Annotated in this window: 13 protein-coding genes; 8 read left to right on the plus strand and 5 right to left on the minus strand. The window is 67.9% G+C overall.

All coding sequences use genetic code 11. The features are described 5' to 3' along the window. Positions 1-4: 4 nt before the first annotated feature. Together M2299_RS19425 and M2299_RS19430 are read right to left on the minus strand one after the other, a co-directional pair. Positions 5-1,009, minus strand: coding sequence for a TRAP transporter substrate-binding protein (locus M2299_RS19425; RefSeq protein ID WP_280884853.1), 1,005 nt, complete (start codon positions 1,007-1,009; stop codon positions 5-7). A 39-nt stretch (positions 1,010-1,048) separates the two neighbouring features. Continuing rightward, a complete protein-coding gene (locus tag M2299_RS19430) occupies positions 1,049-1,858 on the minus strand; it encodes a 2-keto-4-pentenoate hydratase (RefSeq protein ID WP_345782467.1) in 810 nt (269 codons plus the stop codon). Between the two features lie 175 nt (positions 1,859-2,033). On the opposite strand from M2299_RS19430, the gene M2299_RS19435 reads away from it, so the two are divergent. The 3 genes from M2299_RS19435 to M2299_RS19445 are packed head-to-tail and all read left to right on the plus strand — an operon-like array spanning position 2,034 to position 5,275. Then, positions 2,034-3,017: an alpha/beta hydrolase gene (locus M2299_RS19435; RefSeq protein WP_280884855.1), complete on the plus strand. Its 984-nt coding sequence runs from the start codon at positions 2,034-2,036 to the stop codon at positions 3,015-3,017. After that, a complete protein-coding gene (locus tag M2299_RS19440) occupies positions 3,014-4,636 on the plus strand; it encodes a carboxylesterase family protein (RefSeq protein WP_099844527.1) in 1,623 nt (540 codons plus the stop codon). Before M2299_RS19435 ends, M2299_RS19440 begins: the two co-directional genes overlap by 4 nt. Positions 4,637-4,687: 51 nt before the next feature. Next, positions 4,688-5,275, plus strand: coding sequence for a cysteine dioxygenase family protein (locus M2299_RS19445; RefSeq protein WP_080277671.1), 588 nt, complete (start codon positions 4,688-4,690; stop codon positions 5,273-5,275). 96 nt (positions 5,276-5,371) lie between these two features. Here M2299_RS19445 and M2299_RS19450 read toward each other — a convergent pair whose 3' ends face one another. Both M2299_RS19450 and M2299_RS19455 read right to left on the minus strand, forming a co-directional pair. Further along, complete coding sequence (locus M2299_RS19450) at positions 5,372-9,175, minus strand: LamG-like jellyroll fold domain-containing protein (protein ID WP_280884857.1); 3,804 nt, start codon at positions 9,173-9,175, stop codon at positions 5,372-5,374. Between the two features lie 136 nt (positions 9,176-9,311). Then, entirely contained in the window at positions 9,312-12,074 is a 2,763-nt protein-coding gene (locus tag M2299_RS19455; protein WP_099786334.1) for a TonB-dependent receptor, read from the minus strand. Positions 12,075-12,359: 285 nt separating this feature from the next. Between M2299_RS19455 and M2299_RS19460 the strand changes: the two genes are divergently transcribed. Continuing rightward, complete coding sequence (locus M2299_RS19460; RefSeq protein WP_025875505.1) at positions 12,360-13,379, plus strand: sugar kinase; 1,020 nt, start codon at positions 12,360-12,362, stop codon at positions 13,377-13,379. Continuing rightward, positions 13,366-14,004: a bifunctional 4-hydroxy-2-oxoglutarate aldolase/2-dehydro-3-deoxy-phosphogluconate aldolase gene (gene eda / locus M2299_RS19465; protein ID WP_033832654.1), complete on the plus strand. Its 639-nt coding sequence runs from the start codon at positions 13,366-13,368 to the stop codon at positions 14,002-14,004. The genes M2299_RS19460 and eda overlap by 14 nt, the downstream gene beginning before the upstream one ends. A gap of 51 nt (positions 14,005-14,055) precedes the next feature. On the opposite strand, the gene M2299_RS19470 is transcribed toward eda, so the two are convergent. Beyond that, the gene (locus M2299_RS19470) at positions 14,056-15,906 is read right to left on the minus strand and encodes a sigma-54-dependent Fis family transcriptional regulator (RefSeq protein ID WP_280884858.1); all 1,851 of its coding nucleotides are present in this window, start codon (positions 15,904-15,906) and stop codon (positions 14,056-14,058) included. 222 nt (positions 15,907-16,128) lie between these two features. Here M2299_RS19470 and adh point away from each other — a divergent pair, with 222 nt between their 5' ends. The 3 genes from adh (at position 16,129) to M2299_RS19485 (ending at position 19,255) form a co-directional block, all read left to right on the plus strand. Next, positions 16,129-17,658 (plus strand): aldehyde dehydrogenase, encoded by a 1,530-nt coding sequence (adh, locus tag M2299_RS19475; RefSeq protein ID WP_025875511.1) that lies wholly within the window; start codon positions 16,129-16,131, stop codon positions 17,656-17,658. 74 nt (positions 17,659-17,732) lie between these two features. Further along, positions 17,733-18,761, plus strand: a complete 1,029-nt coding sequence (gene adhP / locus M2299_RS19480) for an alcohol dehydrogenase AdhP (RefSeq protein ID WP_025875513.1) — start codon at positions 17,733-17,735, stop codon at positions 18,759-18,761. A 104-nt stretch (positions 18,762-18,865) separates the two neighbouring features. Further along, positions 18,866-19,255 carry a hypothetical protein gene (locus M2299_RS19485; RefSeq protein WP_025875515.1) on the plus strand — a complete coding sequence of 130 codons (390 nt, stop codon included), beginning with the start codon at positions 18,866-18,868 and terminating at the stop codon, positions 19,253-19,255. Positions 19,256-19,353: the final 98 nt, after the last annotated feature.

Raw genomic sequence — 19,353 nt, forward strand, 5'->3', positions numbered from 1 at the left:
GTCCTCAGGCGGCGGCACGGATGCGGGCGACCAGCGCAGCCAGCTCGGGTTGCTGCAGGTACTGCTGCAGCAGCGGCTGGGCGGCGGCACGGAAGGCGGGCAGGTCCACCTCGTTGGCTTTCACGCCCGCGGCCAGCACCGCGCGGCGCGCGGCATCTTCGGACGCATCCCATTGCTCGCGCATCACCTTCACCGAAGCGCGCGCGGTCTCCAGCAGCAGCTGGCGGTCGGCCGGCTGCAGGCGCTCGAAACTGGCGCGCGACATCAACAGCACGTCCGGCGCATACGAGTGATCGCTCTGCGACCAGTAGTGCGCGGCCTCGAAGTGGCGGCTGGAATGGAAGCTGCGCATGTTGTTCTCGGCGCCATCGATCATGTGCGTCTCCATGCCGGAGAACGTATCGCCCAGCGACATCGGCGTCGGGTTGGCGCCGAGCAGGCGCATCAGCTGGATGAAGATGTCCGAGGACGCCACACGCAGTTTCAGCCCGTGCAGATCACCGGGCTGCACGATCGGATGCTTGGTGTTGTAGAAGCAGCGTGCGCCGGAATCATAGATGGCCAGGCCGACCAGGTCGCGGCTCTCGAAACCACGCAGCACCGCATCGGCAATGCCGCCATCCAGTGCGGCGCGCTGGTGCGCCACCGACTCGAACACGTACGGCAGGCACAGCGCCTGGGTGAGCGGGAAAGCGTTGTTCAACGCACCGGCATACACGCGGGTGATGTCGATGGCACCGAAACGGGCCATGTCGATCGCTTCCGATTCGCGACCGAGTTGGCCCGAATGGTATTGCCGCAGGCGCAGGCGACCGTTGCTTTCGCGCTGCAGGGTTTCGCCGATCCACTTCACCGCGGTCACGGTGGGGTAGTCGGCCACGTGCACGTCGGTGGCCGTCAGCAGCTGGCCGCCGTCGATGGCATCGGCGGGCCCGCGGCCACAGGCCGCGAGCATCGGGGTGGCCAGCGCAGCAGCGCCGCCGGCCAGGAAATGTCGTCGTGTGATCATCTGCGCCCTCCCGCGCGTGTTCACCGGATCGTGCGGCGGTTACCCGGCCGGCACGGCCCTGCAGGCAATTTCGCCGAAGCCGGCAAACCGCACCAGCGCCGTCTGCCCCACGGTGATGTCATGGATACCGGTGGCGTTGCCGGTGGCGATCAGGTCGCCCCGTCGCAACGGCTGGCCGCGCAGCGCCGAACGGGACAACGCGAACGCATACGCCGCGCGCAGGCCGCCGGGCAGCCGGGTGGCACCACCCGTGCCGACCACCTCGCCCTCGATCAGGGTTTCGGCGCGCAGGTCGGTTTCGTCGCGGGCGGTCCAATCGGCAATCTCCGGCCCCAGCACCAGGCCGTTGTTGTTGCCGAAGTCGGACACCACCACGCGCGGGCCGAGTTCGTTGATCGTCGCCAGCGGGCTGCTGGCCACTTCCACGCCGATGTACAGGCGCGCCGGCAGCGCTTCAGCCTGCTCGGGCGTCCAGTGCAGCTGTGCGGCGGGAGCGTCCTCCAACAGCTCCAGCACGTACTCCGCTTCGACCGCGCCGAAGCCGCCGACGAACACCGGAATGTCCACTGTTCCACCGGTAGCATTTTGCAGCTGACGCGAGAAAACCGGGCCCAGCAGGCGGTCGTCCCCGGACGCATCGCGACGCTCGGCGGCGATGTAGCCGACCTTCCAGCCCACCACCTGGTCATCCCAGCTGGCAATGGCCAGATCCTGCACCTGGTAGGCAGCCACCAGGTCAGGCGGGACAAGGCCCGGGAAGCCTGGCAGGGCCTGGCCGCTGCGGCGCGCGGTGGTGAAAGCGTGGGCAATCGCGGCCGCATCGTCCGGCGCCGGCGTCTGCCCATGTATGCCGTGTTCGTTGCTCAAGAACGGTCTCCCTCTGGCGTTGTTGCACTGCCCATCGACAGCGTCTGCAGGAGGTGTATATGGTAAACCGGTGTCATCGTGCAAGCCGCAGCGCATCACGAGCGCTTGCCGGTGACCTCGGCCACTCTGTTGTCTCCCCGTTGGAGCCCTTTCCACCATGCGTTTTTCCCGTGTGCTGTTGTTGCTGCCAGGCCTGCTGCTGACCGTCCCCGCATCCGCGGCCGCTGTGCCGTTGCGCGCAGGCGAACACCTGGGCCGGGAGCTTGCCGGCGAGCAGCTGCCGCTGTGGCAGGCGGGGCAGGTCCCCGGTGAAACGGGCACGGCGCGGCCGGCGCGCGTGGTCGAGCGCAGCGATGATCCAGCCCACCCCGATCGCTTCATCGACCAGGTCGATGCGCCCTATCTGCTGGTGCACACGCCGGCCCGTGCCAACGGCCGCGCGCTGCTGGTGATTCCCGGTGGCGGCTACCAGCGCGTGGTGATCGACAAGGAGGACAGCGCGCTGGTGCCGGAGTGGGTGGACCGTGCCGGCTACACCCTGTTCGTGCTGCGCTACCGCCTGCCGCAGGCCGGCCGCGACCGCCAGGCGGCACTGGCCGACGCGCAGCGCGCACTGCGCGTGGTGCGCGACCAGGCCGCACGGCGCAGGCTGGATGCCGACAGCGTGTCGGTGATGGGCTTCTCCGCCGGCGGCCATGTCGCCGCACGGCTGGCCACCGGTTTCGATGCGCCGGTCTACCCGCCACGCGATGCCATCGATCGCCTCAGCGCGCGTCCCGCACGCGCGGTGCTGGTGTATCCGGTGATCGACATGGGCGCGCATGCACACAGCGGCTCACGCGGACGCCTGCTGGGCGAGCAACCCGATGCGGCGTTGGCCGCGCAGTATTCGATGCAGCAGCACGTACGCGCGGACATGCCGCCGACGCTGCTGATCCATGCCAACGATGATCGGGTGGTCAACGTGCACAACAGCGAGTTGATGGCGCAGGCACTGGCCAAGGCGGGTGTCGAACACGAGCTGCACCTGTTCGCTCATGGCGGCCATGGCTTCGGCATGCGCATGCCGCCTGATTCAACGCTGGCCGTGTGGCCGCTGCTGGCACAACGCTGGCTGCAGGCGACGGAGGCGGCACATTGAACCAGGGGGATGCCAACCTGCAGCGCCGCCGTTTCCTGCGCGACAGTGCCCGCTGGGCGCTGGCCACGGCCACCCTCGCAGCGCTTCCTGCCTCCGCGGTGCCTGGGCCACGTGATGCCACACAGGTGGTGGCACGCCTGCGTGGCGGCCGCGTGCGTGGCCAGCGCGAGCACGGCGTGCACGTGTTCCGTGGTCTGCGTTATGGCGCTGACACCTCCGCCTACCGTTTCCAGCCGCCACGGCGCGAGACGGGCTGGCGTGGTATCGCCGACGCCCTGGAATACGCCGCATCTGCGCCACAGAGCGGAGCGGACGGGCCGGGCAGCGAAGATTGCCTGTTCCTCAACGTCTGGACGCCGGCACTGGGCGACGGCGGCAAGCGGCCGATCCTGGTCTACATCCATGGCGGTGGCTTCAACAACGGCTCTGGCAGCGATCCGCTGTACGACGGCAGCGCATTGTGCAGACGCGGCGACGTGGTGGTGGTCACCGTCAATCATCGCCTGAACACCTTCGGCTACCTGTACCTGGGCGCGCTCGGCGATCCGCGCTATGCGGCCTCCGGCAACGTCGGCCAGCTCGACCTGGTGCAAGCGCTGCAGTGGGTGCGCGAGCATGCAGCGGTGTTCGGCGGCGACGCCGGCAACATCACCGTGTTCGGGCAATCCGGTGGCGGCGCCAAGATCGCCACGCTGATGGCGATGCCCGCAGCGAAAGGCCTGTTCCAGCGCGCGTGGACGATGAGCGGGCAGCAGGTGACCGCCGCCGGTCCACGTGCGGCGGCGCAACGGGCTTCGATTGCGATGGAAACGGTGGCCGCGCGCGACCTGCAGGCGTTGCTGCGATTGCCGGCGACCGAGCTGCTGGCCGCCACCCGCGCACGCGATCCCTCACGGGTGGAAAGCAGCGCGCTGTACTTCGGCCCGGTACTGGATGAGGTGGTGCTGCCGGTGCACCCGTTCTGGCCACAGGCACCGGCGCAGTCCGCGTCGATTCCGATGGTGATCGGCAACACCCGCGATGAGACGCGCGCGTTCCTTGGCAACGACCCGGCCAACTTCACGCTGACCTGGGAGGATCTGCCGGCGCAGCTGGAGAAGCAGCAGTTCGTCGATCTGCTGCCCTCGGTGGTGATCGCAGAATATCGACGCCTGTATCCGCACTACACGCCCTCAGAGGTGTTCTTCGCGGCCACCACCGCCGGCCGCTCGTGGCGTGGTGCGGTGGAGGAACTGGAAGCACGCGCTCGGCAGACAACCGGGGCCGCACCCACCTGGGCCTACCAGCTCGATTGGCCATCACCGGTGGAAGACGGACGCCTGCGTGCCTTCCATACGCTGGATATTCCGCTGGTGTTCGACAACGCCGGCCTGCCGGGCGCGCGTACCGGCGGTGGTGAAGACGCCCGAGCACTGGCAGCGACGATGAGCGATGCGCTGATCGCCTTTGCGCGTACCGGCGATCCCAATCACGCGGGAATGTCGCAATGGGCTCCCTATGGCGTGCCACAACGGCAGACGATGGTGTTCGATCGGCACAGCCGCGTGGTTGACGATCCACGCGCCGGCGAGCGTGCGCTCTATGCAAAAGTGCCGTTCGTGCAGCGCGGCACGCAGTGATGACACCGCGGTGCAAACATTCTGTTAACCCGCCTCGGCTAGAGTCGGTTCATGGAAGCGATGTTCACGCCACCGCCGTTCACCGGCCGCGAGCGCTTGATTGCAGGGATTGATGCCGCCGTCTGCCTGGTCGATCCGCAGGCGATCACCGGTGCGCTGCAGCGGGTGCTGCGTGAAGCCATCGTCGATCCGCTGATCGAGCTGCCGCCCTGCGTACGTCGCCCCGTGGACGGCCATTACGCGCGCCGTGAACTGTACCGAAGCGCCACGCTGGGCTACAGCGTGATCGCGATGTGCTGGGGGCCGGGGCAGGGCACGCCACTGCACGACCACGATGCGATGTGGTGCGTGGAAGGCGTCTGGCAGGGCGAGCTGATCGTGACCCCGTACGCGCTGCTGGAACAGCGTGGCGAGCGTCACCGCTTCGCTGCGCAGGACACGCTGTACGGGCACCGTGGCAGCGCCGGCAGCCTGATTCCGCCGCACGAGTACCACACACTGCGCAACGCCAGCGACGAGGACGTGGCAGTGTCCGTGCACGTCTACCAGGGCGTGATGGAGCGCAGCGCGGTGTTCGATCCGCTGGATGACGGCTGGTACCAGCGCCGGGTGAAGGTGATGGAGACCGAGGCGTCCTGATTGCGTTCCGCCGCGCATGGCCCGGCGCTATCTATCAGGGCTTGTGGTCCACCGATTCATCGGTAGCGCCGGGCCATGCCCGGCGGAGCGCGGAATTCATCGCGGCACATCCACCACATTGTTGAGCCGCGTGACTTCCTCTCCGCCATCGGCCAGCGCAACACGCACGCGCAGGCCGCCGCGTTCCCCTGCCGGCAACGGCAACGACACCACCGCCGTCTTCGGCAGCAGGTCGGTCGGTGCCGCCATCGCCGGCACCTCGGTGCGTGCGATCTCGCGGCCCCGCGCATCTTCCAGTATCGCCACGCCCACACCGCTGGCCACATGCCCAAGGCCGTGCACGGTCACGTGTACCTGGCGCCCGTCCACCCGCACATCGCCACGGCCCACTCCCAGGTCCGGACGCATTTCCACCGGCGTGCCCGCAGACACACGCTCGAATTCAAAGACTTCGGTGCGACCCGGCTGGAACTGCATCGGTACCGACGCACTCGTCTCCAGCTGCACCGTACGCTCGCGCGGCCTACCGTCAATGCGGCCATCGCCATCGGCATCCACGCCACTGCGCACGCGCCAGGAACCGCTGCCCACGTTCCAGCCGGTCATGTCGGCGGCGATCACGCGCGCGCCGAGGTTGTGGCTGGTGATCGTGAAGCGCTCACGCGAGGGCGCATGCACCAGCAGTGCCACCTGTTCCGCGGCGCCCTCACGATCGAAGCGCCAGCTGACGGTGTGCCCGGGCCAGCTCTGGTTGCGCTTCAGGGCGATGCCGCCCAGCCGCGCACGCTGCAGGAACTCGCTCGGTGCTTCCACCCGGTCGGACCACCAATGGCCCTCGGTGTTCATGTACGCGCGTTGTGCTTTGGCCTGCAGGCCCTCGGCATGCAGCGCGTCGATGTACTTCCGCTCGCCGCTGGCCTGCCATGCCATCAGGCTGGCGAAACCGGTCTTTCCGGCATCGGCCTCGGCGGTCAGCAGCGGGTACCAGTCCTGCTGCCGACCAAGTACCTCTACATAGTTCTCGCCAAGGTTGGCCAGCGCGCCGGGGCCGCCGCGCTGCACGCGATAGTCCAGTGCCTGCAGGTACTTCGCATCACCGGTCCAGCGCCATGCCGCCCAGAAGGTGTGCATCGTGTCACCGCTGCCGGAACCATTGTTGAGTTCGCCGCCGCGGGTCGCACCCGAGGCCCAGTTGATCTCGTTGGGCAGGGTGAAGCGGCCCTTGTCGTCGGTGCCGGCGTGGGCCAGATAGCCATCGGCCAGGCCGATCACCAGCCGGCGCCCGGTCGGGTCGGCGTTGTACTGGCCCAGCAGGAATGCCGGGTGCAGCACCGGGAACGAGTACGGCTTCTGCCACTGCCAGTTGGGTTCGCGGTAGACCTTGTTGCCACCGAACCAGTTGCTGGAGAACAGCACATGGCCCTGCGGGTTGCGCAGGATGATGCGCTCGTCGAACGCCTTCACCGTTTCCATCAGCCGTTCCAGGGTCAGCGGATCGCCCCAGTTGAGGTACAGCATCGCGCTGTTGGTGTTGATGCCTTCCTCGTAGGCATGCAGCTCGTCGGTCTCGATGGTGCTCAGGCCATTGCTGAACATGCCGTTGCGGTACACCGCGTCGGACAATGCGGTCAGCGAGGCATTCAGACGGTCCGGCTGCACGCCCATCAGGGCAAGGCCGGGCCACTGCTGGGTCAGGTCGGAATCATCGGAGATGCCACCACCGAAATCGCCGTAGGCCACCTGCCGCTGATCGATCCACCAGTCGACGAACTGCCGCACCTGCGCCAGGTCCTGCACCTGGTGGAAGGCCCACGCCGGTACGCCCTTGGGCACCTCCGGCGCGGTGTACGGCGGTCGCCCCTGGCTGTTGTAGCTGATGTAGTTCCAGTACAACCGGCCCAGTTCGTGGTCCGGGTCGACGCGCAGCAGATCACTCAGGTCCGCGTAGACGCGCGCGTACAGGCGCTGGCGCTTGGAGGTGGTATGTTCCTCCACGAGGAAACCCCAGTTGTCGCGCACCTGGTTGAAGCGGTCGGCCACATGCTCCTTGAGCGCATCGGCGCGTGGCTTGAACACCAGCCGCACCTGCGCACCGTCCAGTGCCTTGGCGTCGAAGCCGGGCGCAGCCGAGGCGATGCTCAACCACAGGCTGTCGGCGCTGAGGATGCGGTCGCGCAGGTCCAGCCACAGCGTGCGCTTCTGCCCCGGCTGCACCGAGACCGATACATCGATCATGTCGCGCGCCGGCCAGATCGGATCCTTGATGCGGAGGTTCAGCGGGATCAGGCCATCGTGCGTGGCCGGCAGGTCGAGCGCGGGAATATCGATGGCCACGCCATCCAGGCCGTCATGCATGTTCTCCCAGCTGTAGGCCCAGCTGCGGATCAACGGCTGGTTGGCCGGCGCATCACCCACACCGGAGGGAATCAGCACGTGCACGATGGGCTTGGGCTGCGTTGGCAACGAATCGGCCGGGCGCCGGCGCGAGCCCGCCCCCTTGGGCAGCGCCATCACCGTGCTGCGTTCGGCCGCCGGGTAGCGGCCTTCGATGTAGCGGCGCAGTGTGTCCAGGTTGGTGTAGTCCGGCAGTGCCTGGCTGTCGATGACATAGGTCTGCTTGACCGTGCCGTCGGGCTCGGCACCTTCGCTCACGCCATACGCCCAGATCTCCTGGATCGGCGTTTCCTGTTCAACGTTGCTGAAGCGCAGCACGCCACCGGTCTGCGCCGGTATGTCGTCCACGCTGCGCACCACACCCTGCGGACGCGTGGCCAGCACCTGGGTGGCGTGCGCGGCATCGCGGCCATGGGCCAGCGTGCCGAACGCCGCGCCGCGGATCTCCACCCGGTTGACGGTCTCGCCGGCCGGCACGGTCAGGTCCAGATGCTGGCCGCTTTCCACATACGTGTTCCAGTCCGGCAACTGGAAGTAGTCGTTGCGGCCGGGCAGGCGCGAGCGGTTGTAGACACCCGGCCAGGTGGTCTCGGCGATGCCGTCGGTGGCCTTCCACATCCACGCCTTGAGGTCGCGGGCATCGTCGAATTCGATCTTGCGGATGCGCGTGCTGGCTGCGGTCAATGGCGGTGGCGGCGCGCCTTCCCAGCCGAAGCGATGGCGCCAGGCACGGTCATCGGCAGTGCTGGCAACGGCGCTTTCGGCGGCCTTGCCGCGCGCGAGCGCACTGACGGCCGCAGCATCGAGCATGCGGTCATACACGCGGATGTGCTGGAAATCGCTGCCACGCAGGAAGTTGTAGCGGCTCTGCACCTGGTAGGGCGCCATCACCCGCCCGGCCAGGCCGAGCTGGTCCAGCGCGGCATCGTAATCGCCGCTGGCCTGCACACGCGCCACCTCGCGGCCATCGACGAACAGGCGTACACCCTGGTCTTCGTCCCAGGCGAAGGCCAGGTGCAGCCACTGGTCCGCACGTGGCGGCGTGTCCATGCGGAACGACACGCGCGTGCGGGCGAGGTTGGCATCGGTGACGAACGCATCGAAACCATGCCCGTTCCAGTCGATGCGCAGCCAGGCCATGTCCCAGCTGCTGTGGTCGGCATAGCCGACGCGGAAGATCACGAACGGTGCTTCGCCCACCGCGTAGCGCGCGCGCCAGTCGAAGGCGAGGGTGCCACGCTGGGCGAGGATGTTGCCGGGTGCATCCCAGGCCAGCACGCCGTCGTCCTGCCACTGGATGGCCTTGCCGCGCGCTCCGTCGTCGACGATGTCGACCTTGTCGCGGAAGTTCGGCACCGCCTCACCCTGCGCCACCACGGCCTCAAGGCCTTTGCCGGCATCGACATGGAACAGCAGCGTGGGCGCATCGGCAGCGGCCATCGCGGGGCCGGCAGCCAGGGCCACCGCCAGCAACAGGCAGCGGGACAGGGTCGAGCGGTGCGGCATCAGGCGTTTCCTTTCAACGGGCGACGGCCGGCGAGGGCCGCCGGACCGTAGCAAGGCCACGCCGCGACGGCACCTTGCGGCGCAGCAGCGGTCATGGCGAACGACGGCGTGCCGGGTGGCACGCCGTCGGCGTTGCTCAGAACTTGTAGCGCAGCCCCAGCAGGTACTGGCGGCCGGTCTCGGTGTACTGCAGCGGCAGGCGACCGGTCAGCGGCGAGTACACCCACTCGTCGGACGCTTCGTTGGTCAGGTTGATGCCTTCCAGGCTCAGTTCCAGCTGGTCGCTGATCTTGTAGCGGATGGATGCATCGAACACCGTGGTACCGGTCATTCCGTGGTAGCCATCGAGGTTGAAGCCGGTTTCCTGGCCCGGTGCCTGGGTCAGGTAGTCATCGCGGTTGGTGGCCGAGATGCGCCCGGCGAACTTCTCGCCTTCATAGAACAGCGTGGCGTTCCACGACGACTTCGACAGGCCGGTCAGGTCGGTCTTCATCACCGGCTGCCCGGCCGCGTTGATGTACTGGATCTTCGATTCCACCCAGGTGTAGTTCAACTGCATGCCCAGGTTGGCCCACTTGCCCGGCAGGAAGGTGAAGGGTTGGGTGTAGTTGGCCTCCACGCCGTGCAGTTCGCCGCCCGGGGTGTTGACCGGCTTGCTGTAGGTGAAGTCATCGGTGGCCGAGGCGCCGGTGCCGACCAGCAGCGAAGCCGGCAGGCCGCTGTCACTGTACGGACGCACTTCGCGGGTGGTCTGTACGAAGCTCTCGATGTCCTTGTAGAACAGGCCGATGCCGGCCATTGCGCCCTCGGCGAAGTACCACTCGAAACCAAGGTCGACATTGGTTGCGCGGATCGGATCCAGCATCGGGTTGCCGCTGGAGATGGTGCGTGCACCACCGGCCACGGCCACCGTCGCGCCCGGGGTCAGGCTGCCCAGCCCCGGACGGCTCATCACCTTGGCCGCACCCAGCCGGATCAGGAAGTCCGGGGTGACTTCCGCCACCAGGTTGAACGAGGGCAGGGTGTCATCGTAGGTACGGCTGACCGTGGTTTCGACGGTGCCGTTGGCCAGCGTCGACTGCCCGGTGGCCGACTGCTTGGTGCGCACGTAGCGCACACCGAAATTGCCCGACAACGGCAGCGAGCCCAGTTCGGTGGAGAACTCGCCCATCAGGTAGGCGCCACGGTCCTTCTCTTCGACGCTGCGCACATTGTTGGCGCGCGGGGCGACGGCGAAGGTGCCGCTGTTGCTGTAGATGTCGAGCTGTTCGGCGATCGCATCCAGGTCGGGCACGACCCAGTTCGACGGACTGCCGTTGATGCCCTTCAGTCCGGCCTGCTCGGTCAGGTTCACCGGCACGATCTTTGTGCCGCCGGCGAAGTTGGGCACGGCCAGTTCGCTGGCGCGGCGCAGTTCGACGGTCTTGAACGTGTAGTCCTTGGCCAGCACGCCGCCCTTCAGGCGGAAGCCCGGGCTGATGTTCCAGTTGAAGTCGATCTGGCCGGTGTCGAAGTCGTTGTCCACGTACTGCGGACGCAGGCGGATCTCGGCCAGTTCCCAGCCGTTGGGACTGGTCGGGTCGATGCCGTAGTTGAGGATCGGCGCACGGCTGTTGCCACGGTAGTCGTAGCTGTAACCGTCGACGTCGTACTTGTCCATGATGACGGTGGTCTGCACCGGGTTCTCGTGCTTGGACCGCGAGATGCCGATCTTGCCGGACAGGGTGAAGTCATCACCGAAGCGATGCTGGCCGTTCAGCGCGATCTGCTTGAACTCGGTGCTCCACTCGTCGTGACGGTTCTCGGTGCGGATGTCGACGTTGTCGAATTCGCCGTAGAGCAGTGCGTTGTCGCGGATCTCGCCGTTCTTGACGATGGTGGTCGGCTTGCCCGACAGGCGTGCGCTCGCATTGGCGCCACGGCTGAAGGAAATCGCCTCGATGTAGTGCTCGTCGCGCGTTGCGTCGATCTTCGAGTACAGCGCATCCAGCGAGATCTCGGTGGCGTCGTTCGGCTTCCACTGCAACGAACCGGTCACACCCAGGCGCTTCTGCTCATGCTCCATCTGCACGTAGCGCGGGAAGCGCGGATGGAACACATCGGCGCCACGCGCGGCGGCGAACGGCGAGGACGCGGCGAAGTTGCCGTTGCTCGGGCCGTTGGCCCAGCGACCGGTGTTGGAGCCTTCCTCCAGCGCCTGGCGCTCGGAATAGGCCACCGACAGCAGCGCGCCGAAGGTGCCATCGGCGAAGGTGTTGGAGACCAGCGCCGCAATGCGCGGATCGGCCTTTTCGGCCATCGCGTTGTAGCTGGCCTGGCCACTGGCGGCGAAGGTGAACCCGTCGTAGTCGAACGGGCGTGCGGTGCGCAGATCGACGGTGGCGCCCAGCGAGCCTTCCTCGACGTCGGCCGAGGCGGTCTTGCGCACCAGCAGCTGCGAGAACAGGTCCGAGGCGAAGACGTTGAAGTCGAAGCCACGGCCGCGGTTGGTGCCGCCGCTCTGGTCACCGGCGCCGACCGTGGTCAGCGCTTCCATGCCATTGATGCGCACGCGGGTGAATTCCGGGCCGAGGCCACGCACCGAGATGTTGCGGCCTTCGCCGGCCTCGCGGGTGATGACCACGCCCGGGATGCGCTGCAGCGACTCGGCCAGGTTCAGGTCCGGGAACTTGCCGATGTCCTCGGCAACGATGGCATCGACCACGCCGGCTTCGCCGCGCTTGATGTCCAGCGCCTTCTCCACGCTGGCGCGGTAGCCGGTGACGGTGACCGTATCCAGGTCGGTGGCGTTCGGGTTGGCGCTCTGCTGCTGCGCGCCGGCGTTGCCTGCCAGGGCCAGTGCGACGCCCAACGCGAGCAAGGTAACCGGTGTCTTTTTTTCATGGTTCCGAGAATGCATGCCTTTCCCCTCTCCCAAAGGTCTGGTATCGCGGCTGTTTCAGCGGGATGACACCGCTGGTCAGGCCGGACGTTAACAGCACGTTCCCGATCCGGCATCTTGCACCGCAACAGATCTGAAATGTCTCCAAGACGCTTGCAGGACAATGCTTCCAACAGTTTGGTAGGCTAAGGGCAAGGATGGGCGGGATTGAAATGACACCGCTAGCCAATTCCACGCCCCACGCGTGGTCCACTACCACGCCGCCCAGTGTCACATGCGGGCGGCACGCGTGAAGGAGCAGAAATGGGTCGTATCGTGTGTTTCGGGGAACTGCTGCTGCGCCTGGGTGCGCCCGGTCGCGAACTGCTGCTGCAGTCGCCGCAGCTGCAGGTGCATGTCGGCGGCGCCGAGGCGAACGTGGCTGTCTCGCTGTCCCGCTTTGGACATGACGTGGCCATGGTCAGCACCGTCGCCGGCAACGCGCTCGGCGCGCATGCGCTGGCCGAACTGCGCCGGCATGGGGTCGATACGCGCGGCGTGCGCGAAGATGCCGAAGGCCGCATGGGCCTGTATTTCCTGACCACCGGCGCGGTGCAACGGGCCAGCGAAGTGGTCTACGACCGTGCCGATTCGGCATTCGCCAACAGCACCGCCGCCGACTACGACTGGCCCGCACTGCTGCAGGGCGCGCAGTGGCTGCACCTGTCCGGGGTCAGCCCGGCGCTGGGCGCGGACGTGGCGCAGGCCACCCTGGCCGCAGCGCGCGCTGCGCGTGCACTGGGCGTGCGCGTGTCCTTCGATGGCAACTTCCGGCCGAAGCTGTGGCAGCGCTGGGGTGGCGATGCGCGGTCGATCCTGCACGAACTGTTCGCGCAGGCCGACATCGTCTTTGCCGACTACCGCGATATCGAGGTCATCCTCGGCCAGCGTTTCGAACAGGCCGACGTGGTCGCGCGCGTGGAAGCAGCGGCCGCGGCCGCGTTCGAAGCGTTCCCGCAGCTGCAGTGGATGGCCTGCACCCAGCGCCAGACGCTGAGCGTGGACCACCATGCGCTGGGCGCGCTGCTGCTCGGCCGCGATGGCACCCGCGCACAGGCCCCGGTACGCCAGCTGCAGGGCATCGTCGACCGCATCGGCGGCGGTGATGCCTTCGCGGCAGGCATCCTGCATGGCATCCTGTCGGCCTTCGATGCCGACGCCACCGTGCGCTTCGGCCTGGCCGCCGGGGGCCTGAAGCATTCCATTCCCGGCGATTTCAATCCCGTCAGCGAAGCTGATGTGTTGGCCCTGATGGGCGAGGAGCGATTCGATGTCCGGCGCTGATCCACGCGTTCGTGCGGTACTGAAACTGGCACCGGTGATTCCGGTGTTCACCCCCGATGACATCGACGATGCGGTACAGGTCGCGCAGGCGCTGTTCCGTGGCGGCCTGCCGGTGATCGAGGTGACCCTGCGCACGCCGCGGGCGCTGGAAGCCATCAAGGCGATGGTCGACGCCGTGCCGGATGCGGTGATTGGTGCCGGCACCGTGCTCGATGCCGCGCAGATGCAGGCGGTGAAACAGGCCGGCGGCCGCTTTGCGGTGTCGCCCGGGGCGACCCCACGGCTGTATGCCGCCGCGCGCGATGCCGATCTGCCCTACCTGCCTGGCGTGGCCACCGGTTCGGAGCTGATCGTCGGCCTGGAACACGGCCTGGACACCTTCAAGTTCTTCCCGGCGGTGCAGGCCGGTGGTGCGGCGATGCTGTCGGCGTGGCACGGCCCGTTCGGCGATGTGCGCTTCTGCCCGACCGGCGGCATCAGTGCGCAGACCGCCAGCCAGTTCCTGCATCTGCCCAACGTGCTGTGCGTGGGCGGTTCGTGGCTGACCACCGCCGCGCTGATGCAGACCCGCGACTGGGACAGCGTCGAGCGCCTGGCACGCGAGGCCGCGGTGCTGGCGGGCTGATCCCTCGGCCCCTGCTGGGGCCGGGCACAGACCCGGCGCCAGCGCATCCGTTCAGCCGCGTGGCGTACCCAGCCGGCGGTACAGGGTGCTGCGGTTGATCCCCAGCCGCTTGGCGGCCGCGCTGACGTTGCCCTGGCACTCGGCCAGCGCCTGGCGCATGGCCGCCTCGGCGATTTCCTCCAATGCCCCGCTGGCAGGCACTGCGGGCGCGGTGGACGTGCCAGCACGTACGTCCGCGGGCAGCAGCTGCGGGCCCACCGGTTGCCCCGGCTCAGCCAGCGCGGCCAGCGTGCGCAGGCAGGCACTCAGCTGGCGCAGGTTGCCGGGCCAGGCATGGGCGGCCAGCGCCGCGCGGGCCTGCGCCGACAACGCATGGCCCTGTCCCAGCTGCTGCCACAGTGCATCCACCACGGCAGCGCGATCGGGGTGCTGCCGCAACGGCGCCAGGGTCACCACGTGGTCGGCGATGCGGTAATACAGATCCGCACGGAAGCGACCGGCATCCACCGCCTGCGGCAGTTCGCAGTGGCTGGCGCAGACCAGTGCGAAATCCAGTTTCACCGGCTTGCCGCCGCCCAGCGGTGACAGCTCGCGTTCCTGCAGCACGCGCAGCAGGCGCGGTTGCAGCGCCAGCGGCATGTCGCCGATCTCATCGAGGAACAAGGTACCGCCCTCGGCCTGCCGCAGCAGGCCCGGGCTGCCCTGCCGGCGCGCACCGGTAAAGGCACCCTCCTCGTAGCCGAACAGCTCTGCTTCGATCAGGCCTTCCGGCAGCGCCGCGCAGTTCACCGCGACGAAGGGCTTTCCCGCACGCGTGCTGCGTGCGTGCAGTTCCCGCGCGAAGACTTCCTTGCCGGTGCCGGTCTCGCCCTGCAGCAGCACCGGCAACCCGGCCTGCAGCACGCGTCCTGCGGTGGCCAGTTGTTGTTGCTGCCCGCTATCGAACAGTGGGCCCTGCGCACTCGCCGGCAACGGCGCGGTCAGTCCAGGCGTAGCCACACTGCGTCGCGACGCACGGGCCTCGCGCACGCCGTACAGACGACGGCCCTGGCGATCAAGCAGTACGCCGTCATCTGCCAGCCGCGACAGCGGTTGTTCGAACAGCGCTTCGTACGGCGTGCGGCCGATGTCCTGGCGATCCAGCCCGAACAAGGCAAGGCCGGCACGATTGGCCGCGACCAGGCGACCGCCGCGGAAGCCGAGCACGCCTTCGCGCGCACTGCCCAGCAGCGCGGGTTGATGATGCAGGCGCAGCAGCTCGCAGTCGGCCAGGCCGTCGGCGAAACCGCGGTGCTCGATCTGCGCTACCGCCTGCCGCACCAGCGCCAGCGCGTGCACATGTGGCAGCCGCGCGTCGCCGGACACATCGAGCACACCCAGGCACTGCCCGTAGGGATCCAGGATCGGCACGGCCGAACAGGTGAGGATGCCGTGCGGGGCGAAGTAGTGCTCGCCGCCACGCACCTGCAGCGCGCGCCCGTCCACCAGCGCGGTGCCGATCGCGTTGGTGCCGACCGTGCCCTCGTCCCAGCGCATGCCCGGCATCAGCGCGACACGACCCGCCTTGTCGAGGAAACCGGCACTGCCTTCGGCGTCGAGGATCCAGCCGTCTTCATCGGTCAGCAGCACGATGCTGCCGCTGTGGGTCATTTCCGCCGCCAGTCCATCCAGCTCCGGGCGCGCTTGTCGCCACAGGCGCTCGCGGCGCTGGCGCAGTTCGCGCAGGCGGTTGTCGGTCAGTGGTTCGGCGGCCGGCTGCGCATCCACCAGCAGGCCGTGCCGTTGGCAGCGTTGCCAGGAATGCAGGATCGCCTCGGGCACCGCGCCGACGGGCGCAGCGCCGCGCTCGAAGAAACTGCGCCGGGCACTTCCCAGGCGGGGATCGGGAGCAAGCGGGGACACCGACAGCCTCCTGTGTCGCACATTGCGACAGTTGTTGCGGGACCTGTCCCGATTAACAGCACACCCCGCGTCGGCCTGCAACGACCGCGCCTGCTGCGCTGCCGCAGGGCGCGCGACAGGATGACCGACGGCCGGGCGATGAAGGCGTGATGCAGCGCAGCAGGCCACAGTTGGCATCGTCTTTGCGCCTGTGGATGCACCATGCCCACCACAGGAGCCGCCATGAACGCCGTACCGTCCACCCGCCCGCATGCCACCGATCCGCGCTCCCTGTTCAAGCCGCGCTATGGCAACTACATCGGTGGCGAATGGATCGCCCCGCGCAGCGGCCAGTACTTCGACAACATCTCGCCGGTGAATGGCCAGGTGTTCACTGAAGTTGCCCGCTCCAACGCCGAGGACATCGACGCCGCACTCGATGCCGCGCACGCCGCAAAGGACGCCTGGGGCCGCACATCGGCCGCCCACCGTGCGCTGCTGCTCAACCGCATCGCCGATCGCATCGAACAGAACCTGGAACTGCTGGCCCACGCCGAGACCTGGGACAACGGCAAGCCGATCCGCGAGACACTCAACGCCGACGTGCCGTTGATGGCCGACCACTTCCGCTACTTCGCCGGTTGCCTGCGTGCGCAGGAGGGCAGCCTGTCGCAGATCGACGACGACACCGTGGCCTACCATTTCCACGAACCGCTGGGCGTGGTCGGGCAGATCATCCCGTGGAACTTCCCGCTGCTGATGGCGGCCTGGAAGCTGGCGCCGGCGCTGGCCGCCGGCAACTGCGTGGTGCTCAAGCCTGCCGAGCAGACCCCGGCGTCGATCCTGGTGCTGATGGAAGTGATCGGCGACCTGCTGCCGCCGGGCGTGCTCAACGTGGTCAACGGCTTCGGCCTGGAGGCGGGCAAGCCGCTGGCCAGCAGCCCGCGCATCGCCAAGATCGCTTTCACCGGCGAGACCTCCACCGGCCGCCTGATCATGCAGTACGCCAGCCAGAACCTGATTCCGGTGACGCTTGAGCTGGGCGGCAAATCGCCGAACCTGTTCTTCGCCGACGTAATGGCCGAGGACGATGATTTCCTCGACAAGGCGGTGGAAGGTTTCGTCATGTTCGCCTTCAACCAGGGCGAGGTCTGCACCTGCCCGTCGCGCGCACTGGTGCAGGAATCGATCTACGAACGCTTCATGGAGCGTGTGCTCGAACGCGTGGCGGCGATCCGCCAGGGCAATCCGCTGGACCCGAACACCATGGTGGGTGCGCAGGCATCGGGCGAACAACTGGAGAAGATCCTGTCCTACATCGCCATCGGCCGCGAGGAAGGCGCCGAGGTGCTGATTGGCGGTGACAGAGCCGCGCTCGGTGGCGACCTGGCCGGCGGCTTCTATGTGCAGCCGACCGTGTTCAAGGGCCACAACGGCATGCGCGTGTTCCAGGAGGAGATCTTCGGGCCGGTGGTGTCGGTGACCACGTTCAGGACCGAAGAAGAAGCACTGCAGATCGCCAACGACACGCTGTACGGGCTGGGTGCCGGCGTCTGGAGCCGCGATGCCGCGCGACTGTACCGGGTGGGCCGCGCGATCCAGGCCGGGCGGGTATGGACCAACTGCTATCACGCCTACCCGGCGCACGCCGCGTTCGGCGGCTACAAGCAGTCAGGCATCGGCCGCGAGAACCACCGGATGATGCTCGACCATTACCAGCAGACCAAGAACCTGCTGGTCAGCTACGCACCGAAGAAGCTCGGCTTCTTCTGAGGATTGATCGGGATCAAGGCGCGGGCATGGGGCCGGCGCCATCCTGTCTGCAAGCGCACTACGGAGAAGCACGCATGAACAGAACCATGAAGGCCGCCGTCGTCCGTGAGTTCGGCAAGCCGCTGGTCATCGAGGAAGTCGTGGTACCGCGCCCGGGGGCGGGCGAGGTGCTGGTCAAGATCGAGGCCTGTGGCGTCTGCCACACCGACCTGCACGCCGCCGAGGGCGACTGGCCGGTGAAACCGAACCCGCCGTTCATCCCCGGCCACGAGGGCGTGGGGCACGTCGTGGCCGTGGGAGGCGGGGTAGGGCACATCAAGGAAGGTGACAGGGTCGGCATCCCCTGGCTGTACTCGGCGTGTGGCCATTGCGAACACTGCCTGGGTGGCTGGGAAACGCTGTGCGAAACGCAGCGCAATACCGGCTACTCGGTCAACGGCGGCTTCGCCGAGTACGCATTGGCCGATGCCAACTATGTCGGCCTGCTTCCGAAGGAAGTGGGCTTTGTGGAGATCGCACCGGTGCTGTGCGCCGGCGTCACCGTGTACAAGGGCCTGAAGGTCACCGACACCAAGCCCGGTGACTGGGTGGCTATTTCCGGTATCGGCGGCCTCGGCCACATGGCCGTGCAGTACGCCCGCGCGATGGGCCTGAACGTGGCAGCGGTGGATGTGGACGACGCCAAGCTGGCCCTGGCCAGGCGCCTGGGCGCACAGGTCACCGTCAACGCGCGCACCACCGATCCGGCCGCGTTCCTGAAGAAGGAGATCGGTGGCGCGCATGGTGCGCTGGTCACCGCGGTTTCGCCCAAGGCCTTCGAACAGGCGCTGGGCATGGTCCGTCGCGGCGGCACGGTCTCGCTCAACGGCCTGCCACCGGGCAACTTCCCACTGGACATCTTCGGCATGGTGCTCAACGGCGTCACCGTGCGCGGCTCGATCGTCGGCACCCGCCTGGACCTGCAGGAATCGCTGCAGTTCGCCGCCGAAGGCAAGGTTGCCGCCACGGTCAGCACCGACCGCCTGGAGAACGTCAACGAGGTGTTCGCGCGCATGCACGCCGGCACCATCGAAGGCCGCGTGGTGATCGACTTCGCTGCCTGACCCCCTGTGCATGGCCGCCGTGTCCGTTTCCCTCTCCCACGGGCACGGCGGCCATGCCGATCTGCCGGCAGCGCCGCGCACCCCGGCGGTCGTACAATGCGCGCATGCCCGGCACGCTCAAGACCGTCTTTCTCTCCCTGCTCGCGCTGATCGGCGCGCTGCTCGCGCTTGCCCTGGTCAGCAGTGCCGCGGGCTGGCTGCCATCGCTGCTGCGCATGACGCCGGGAAGCGAGGCCCAGCTCGGCTGGGACCTGGCATTCACCGTGCTGGGTGGCATCGCCGCCATTGCCTTCGCCACGTATTACGCGCCGTGCTGGCCACGCGCGCATGGCACCTCGATCTGGTCACTGCTGGTGCTCGGCGCGGGCTATGGCCTGTGGGTGATGGGCGGCGACTTCCCGCACTGGTTCGTCATCGGCCTGCTGGTTTCGCTGCCGGTGCAGTTGCTGCTGGGCTGGTGGTTCGGCCGCCGCGCATCGCGCGATCGGCGCTGAGCGGATACCGGTAGTGGCGGGGGGGGGGGGGGCCCCCCCCCGGCGGGCGGGGGGGGGGGGCCCCGGCCCGCCCCCCCCACCCCCCACCCCACGGTGCA

Origin of the sequence: Stenotrophomonas sp. 1278 (assembly GCF_029892765.1) — a bacterium.
GTDB classification, from domain to species: Bacteria; Pseudomonadota; Gammaproteobacteria; order Xanthomonadales; family Xanthomonadaceae; genus Stenotrophomonas; species Stenotrophomonas indicatrix.

Excerpts from the sequence above, each read along its gene's own strand:
- M2299_RS19425 (WP_280884853.1), bottom strand. The coding sequence starts at position 1,009 with ATGATCACACGACGACATTTCCTGGCCGGCGGCGCTGCTGCGCTGGCC.
- M2299_RS19435 (WP_280884855.1), top strand. The coding sequence starts at position 2,034 with ATGCGTTTTTCCCGTGTGCTGTTGTTGCTGCCAGGCCTGCTGCTGACC.
- M2299_RS19445 (WP_080277671.1), top strand. The coding sequence starts at position 4,688 with ATGGAAGCGATGTTCACGCCACCGCCGTTCACCGGCCGCGAGCGCTTG.
- M2299_RS19450 (WP_280884857.1), bottom strand. The coding sequence starts at position 9,175 with ATGCCGCACCGCTCGACCCTGTCCCGCTGCCTGTTGCTGGCGGTGGCC.
- M2299_RS19455 (WP_099786334.1), bottom strand. The coding sequence starts at position 12,074 with ATGCATTCTCGGAACCATGAAAAAAAGACACCGGTTACCTTGCTCGCG.
- M2299_RS19460 (WP_025875505.1), top strand. The coding sequence starts at position 12,360 with ATGGGTCGTATCGTGTGTTTCGGGGAACTGCTGCTGCGCCTGGGTGCG.
- eda (WP_033832654.1), top strand. The coding sequence starts at position 13,366 with ATGTCCGGCGCTGATCCACGCGTTCGTGCGGTACTGAAACTGGCACCG.
- adh (WP_025875511.1), top strand. The coding sequence starts at position 16,129 with ATGAACGCCGTACCGTCCACCCGCCCGCATGCCACCGATCCGCGCTCC.
- adhP (WP_025875513.1), top strand. The coding sequence starts at position 17,733 with ATGAACAGAACCATGAAGGCCGCCGTCGTCCGTGAGTTCGGCAAGCCG.
- M2299_RS19485 (WP_025875515.1), top strand. The coding sequence starts at position 18,866 with ATGCCCGGCACGCTCAAGACCGTCTTTCTCTCCCTGCTCGCGCTGATC.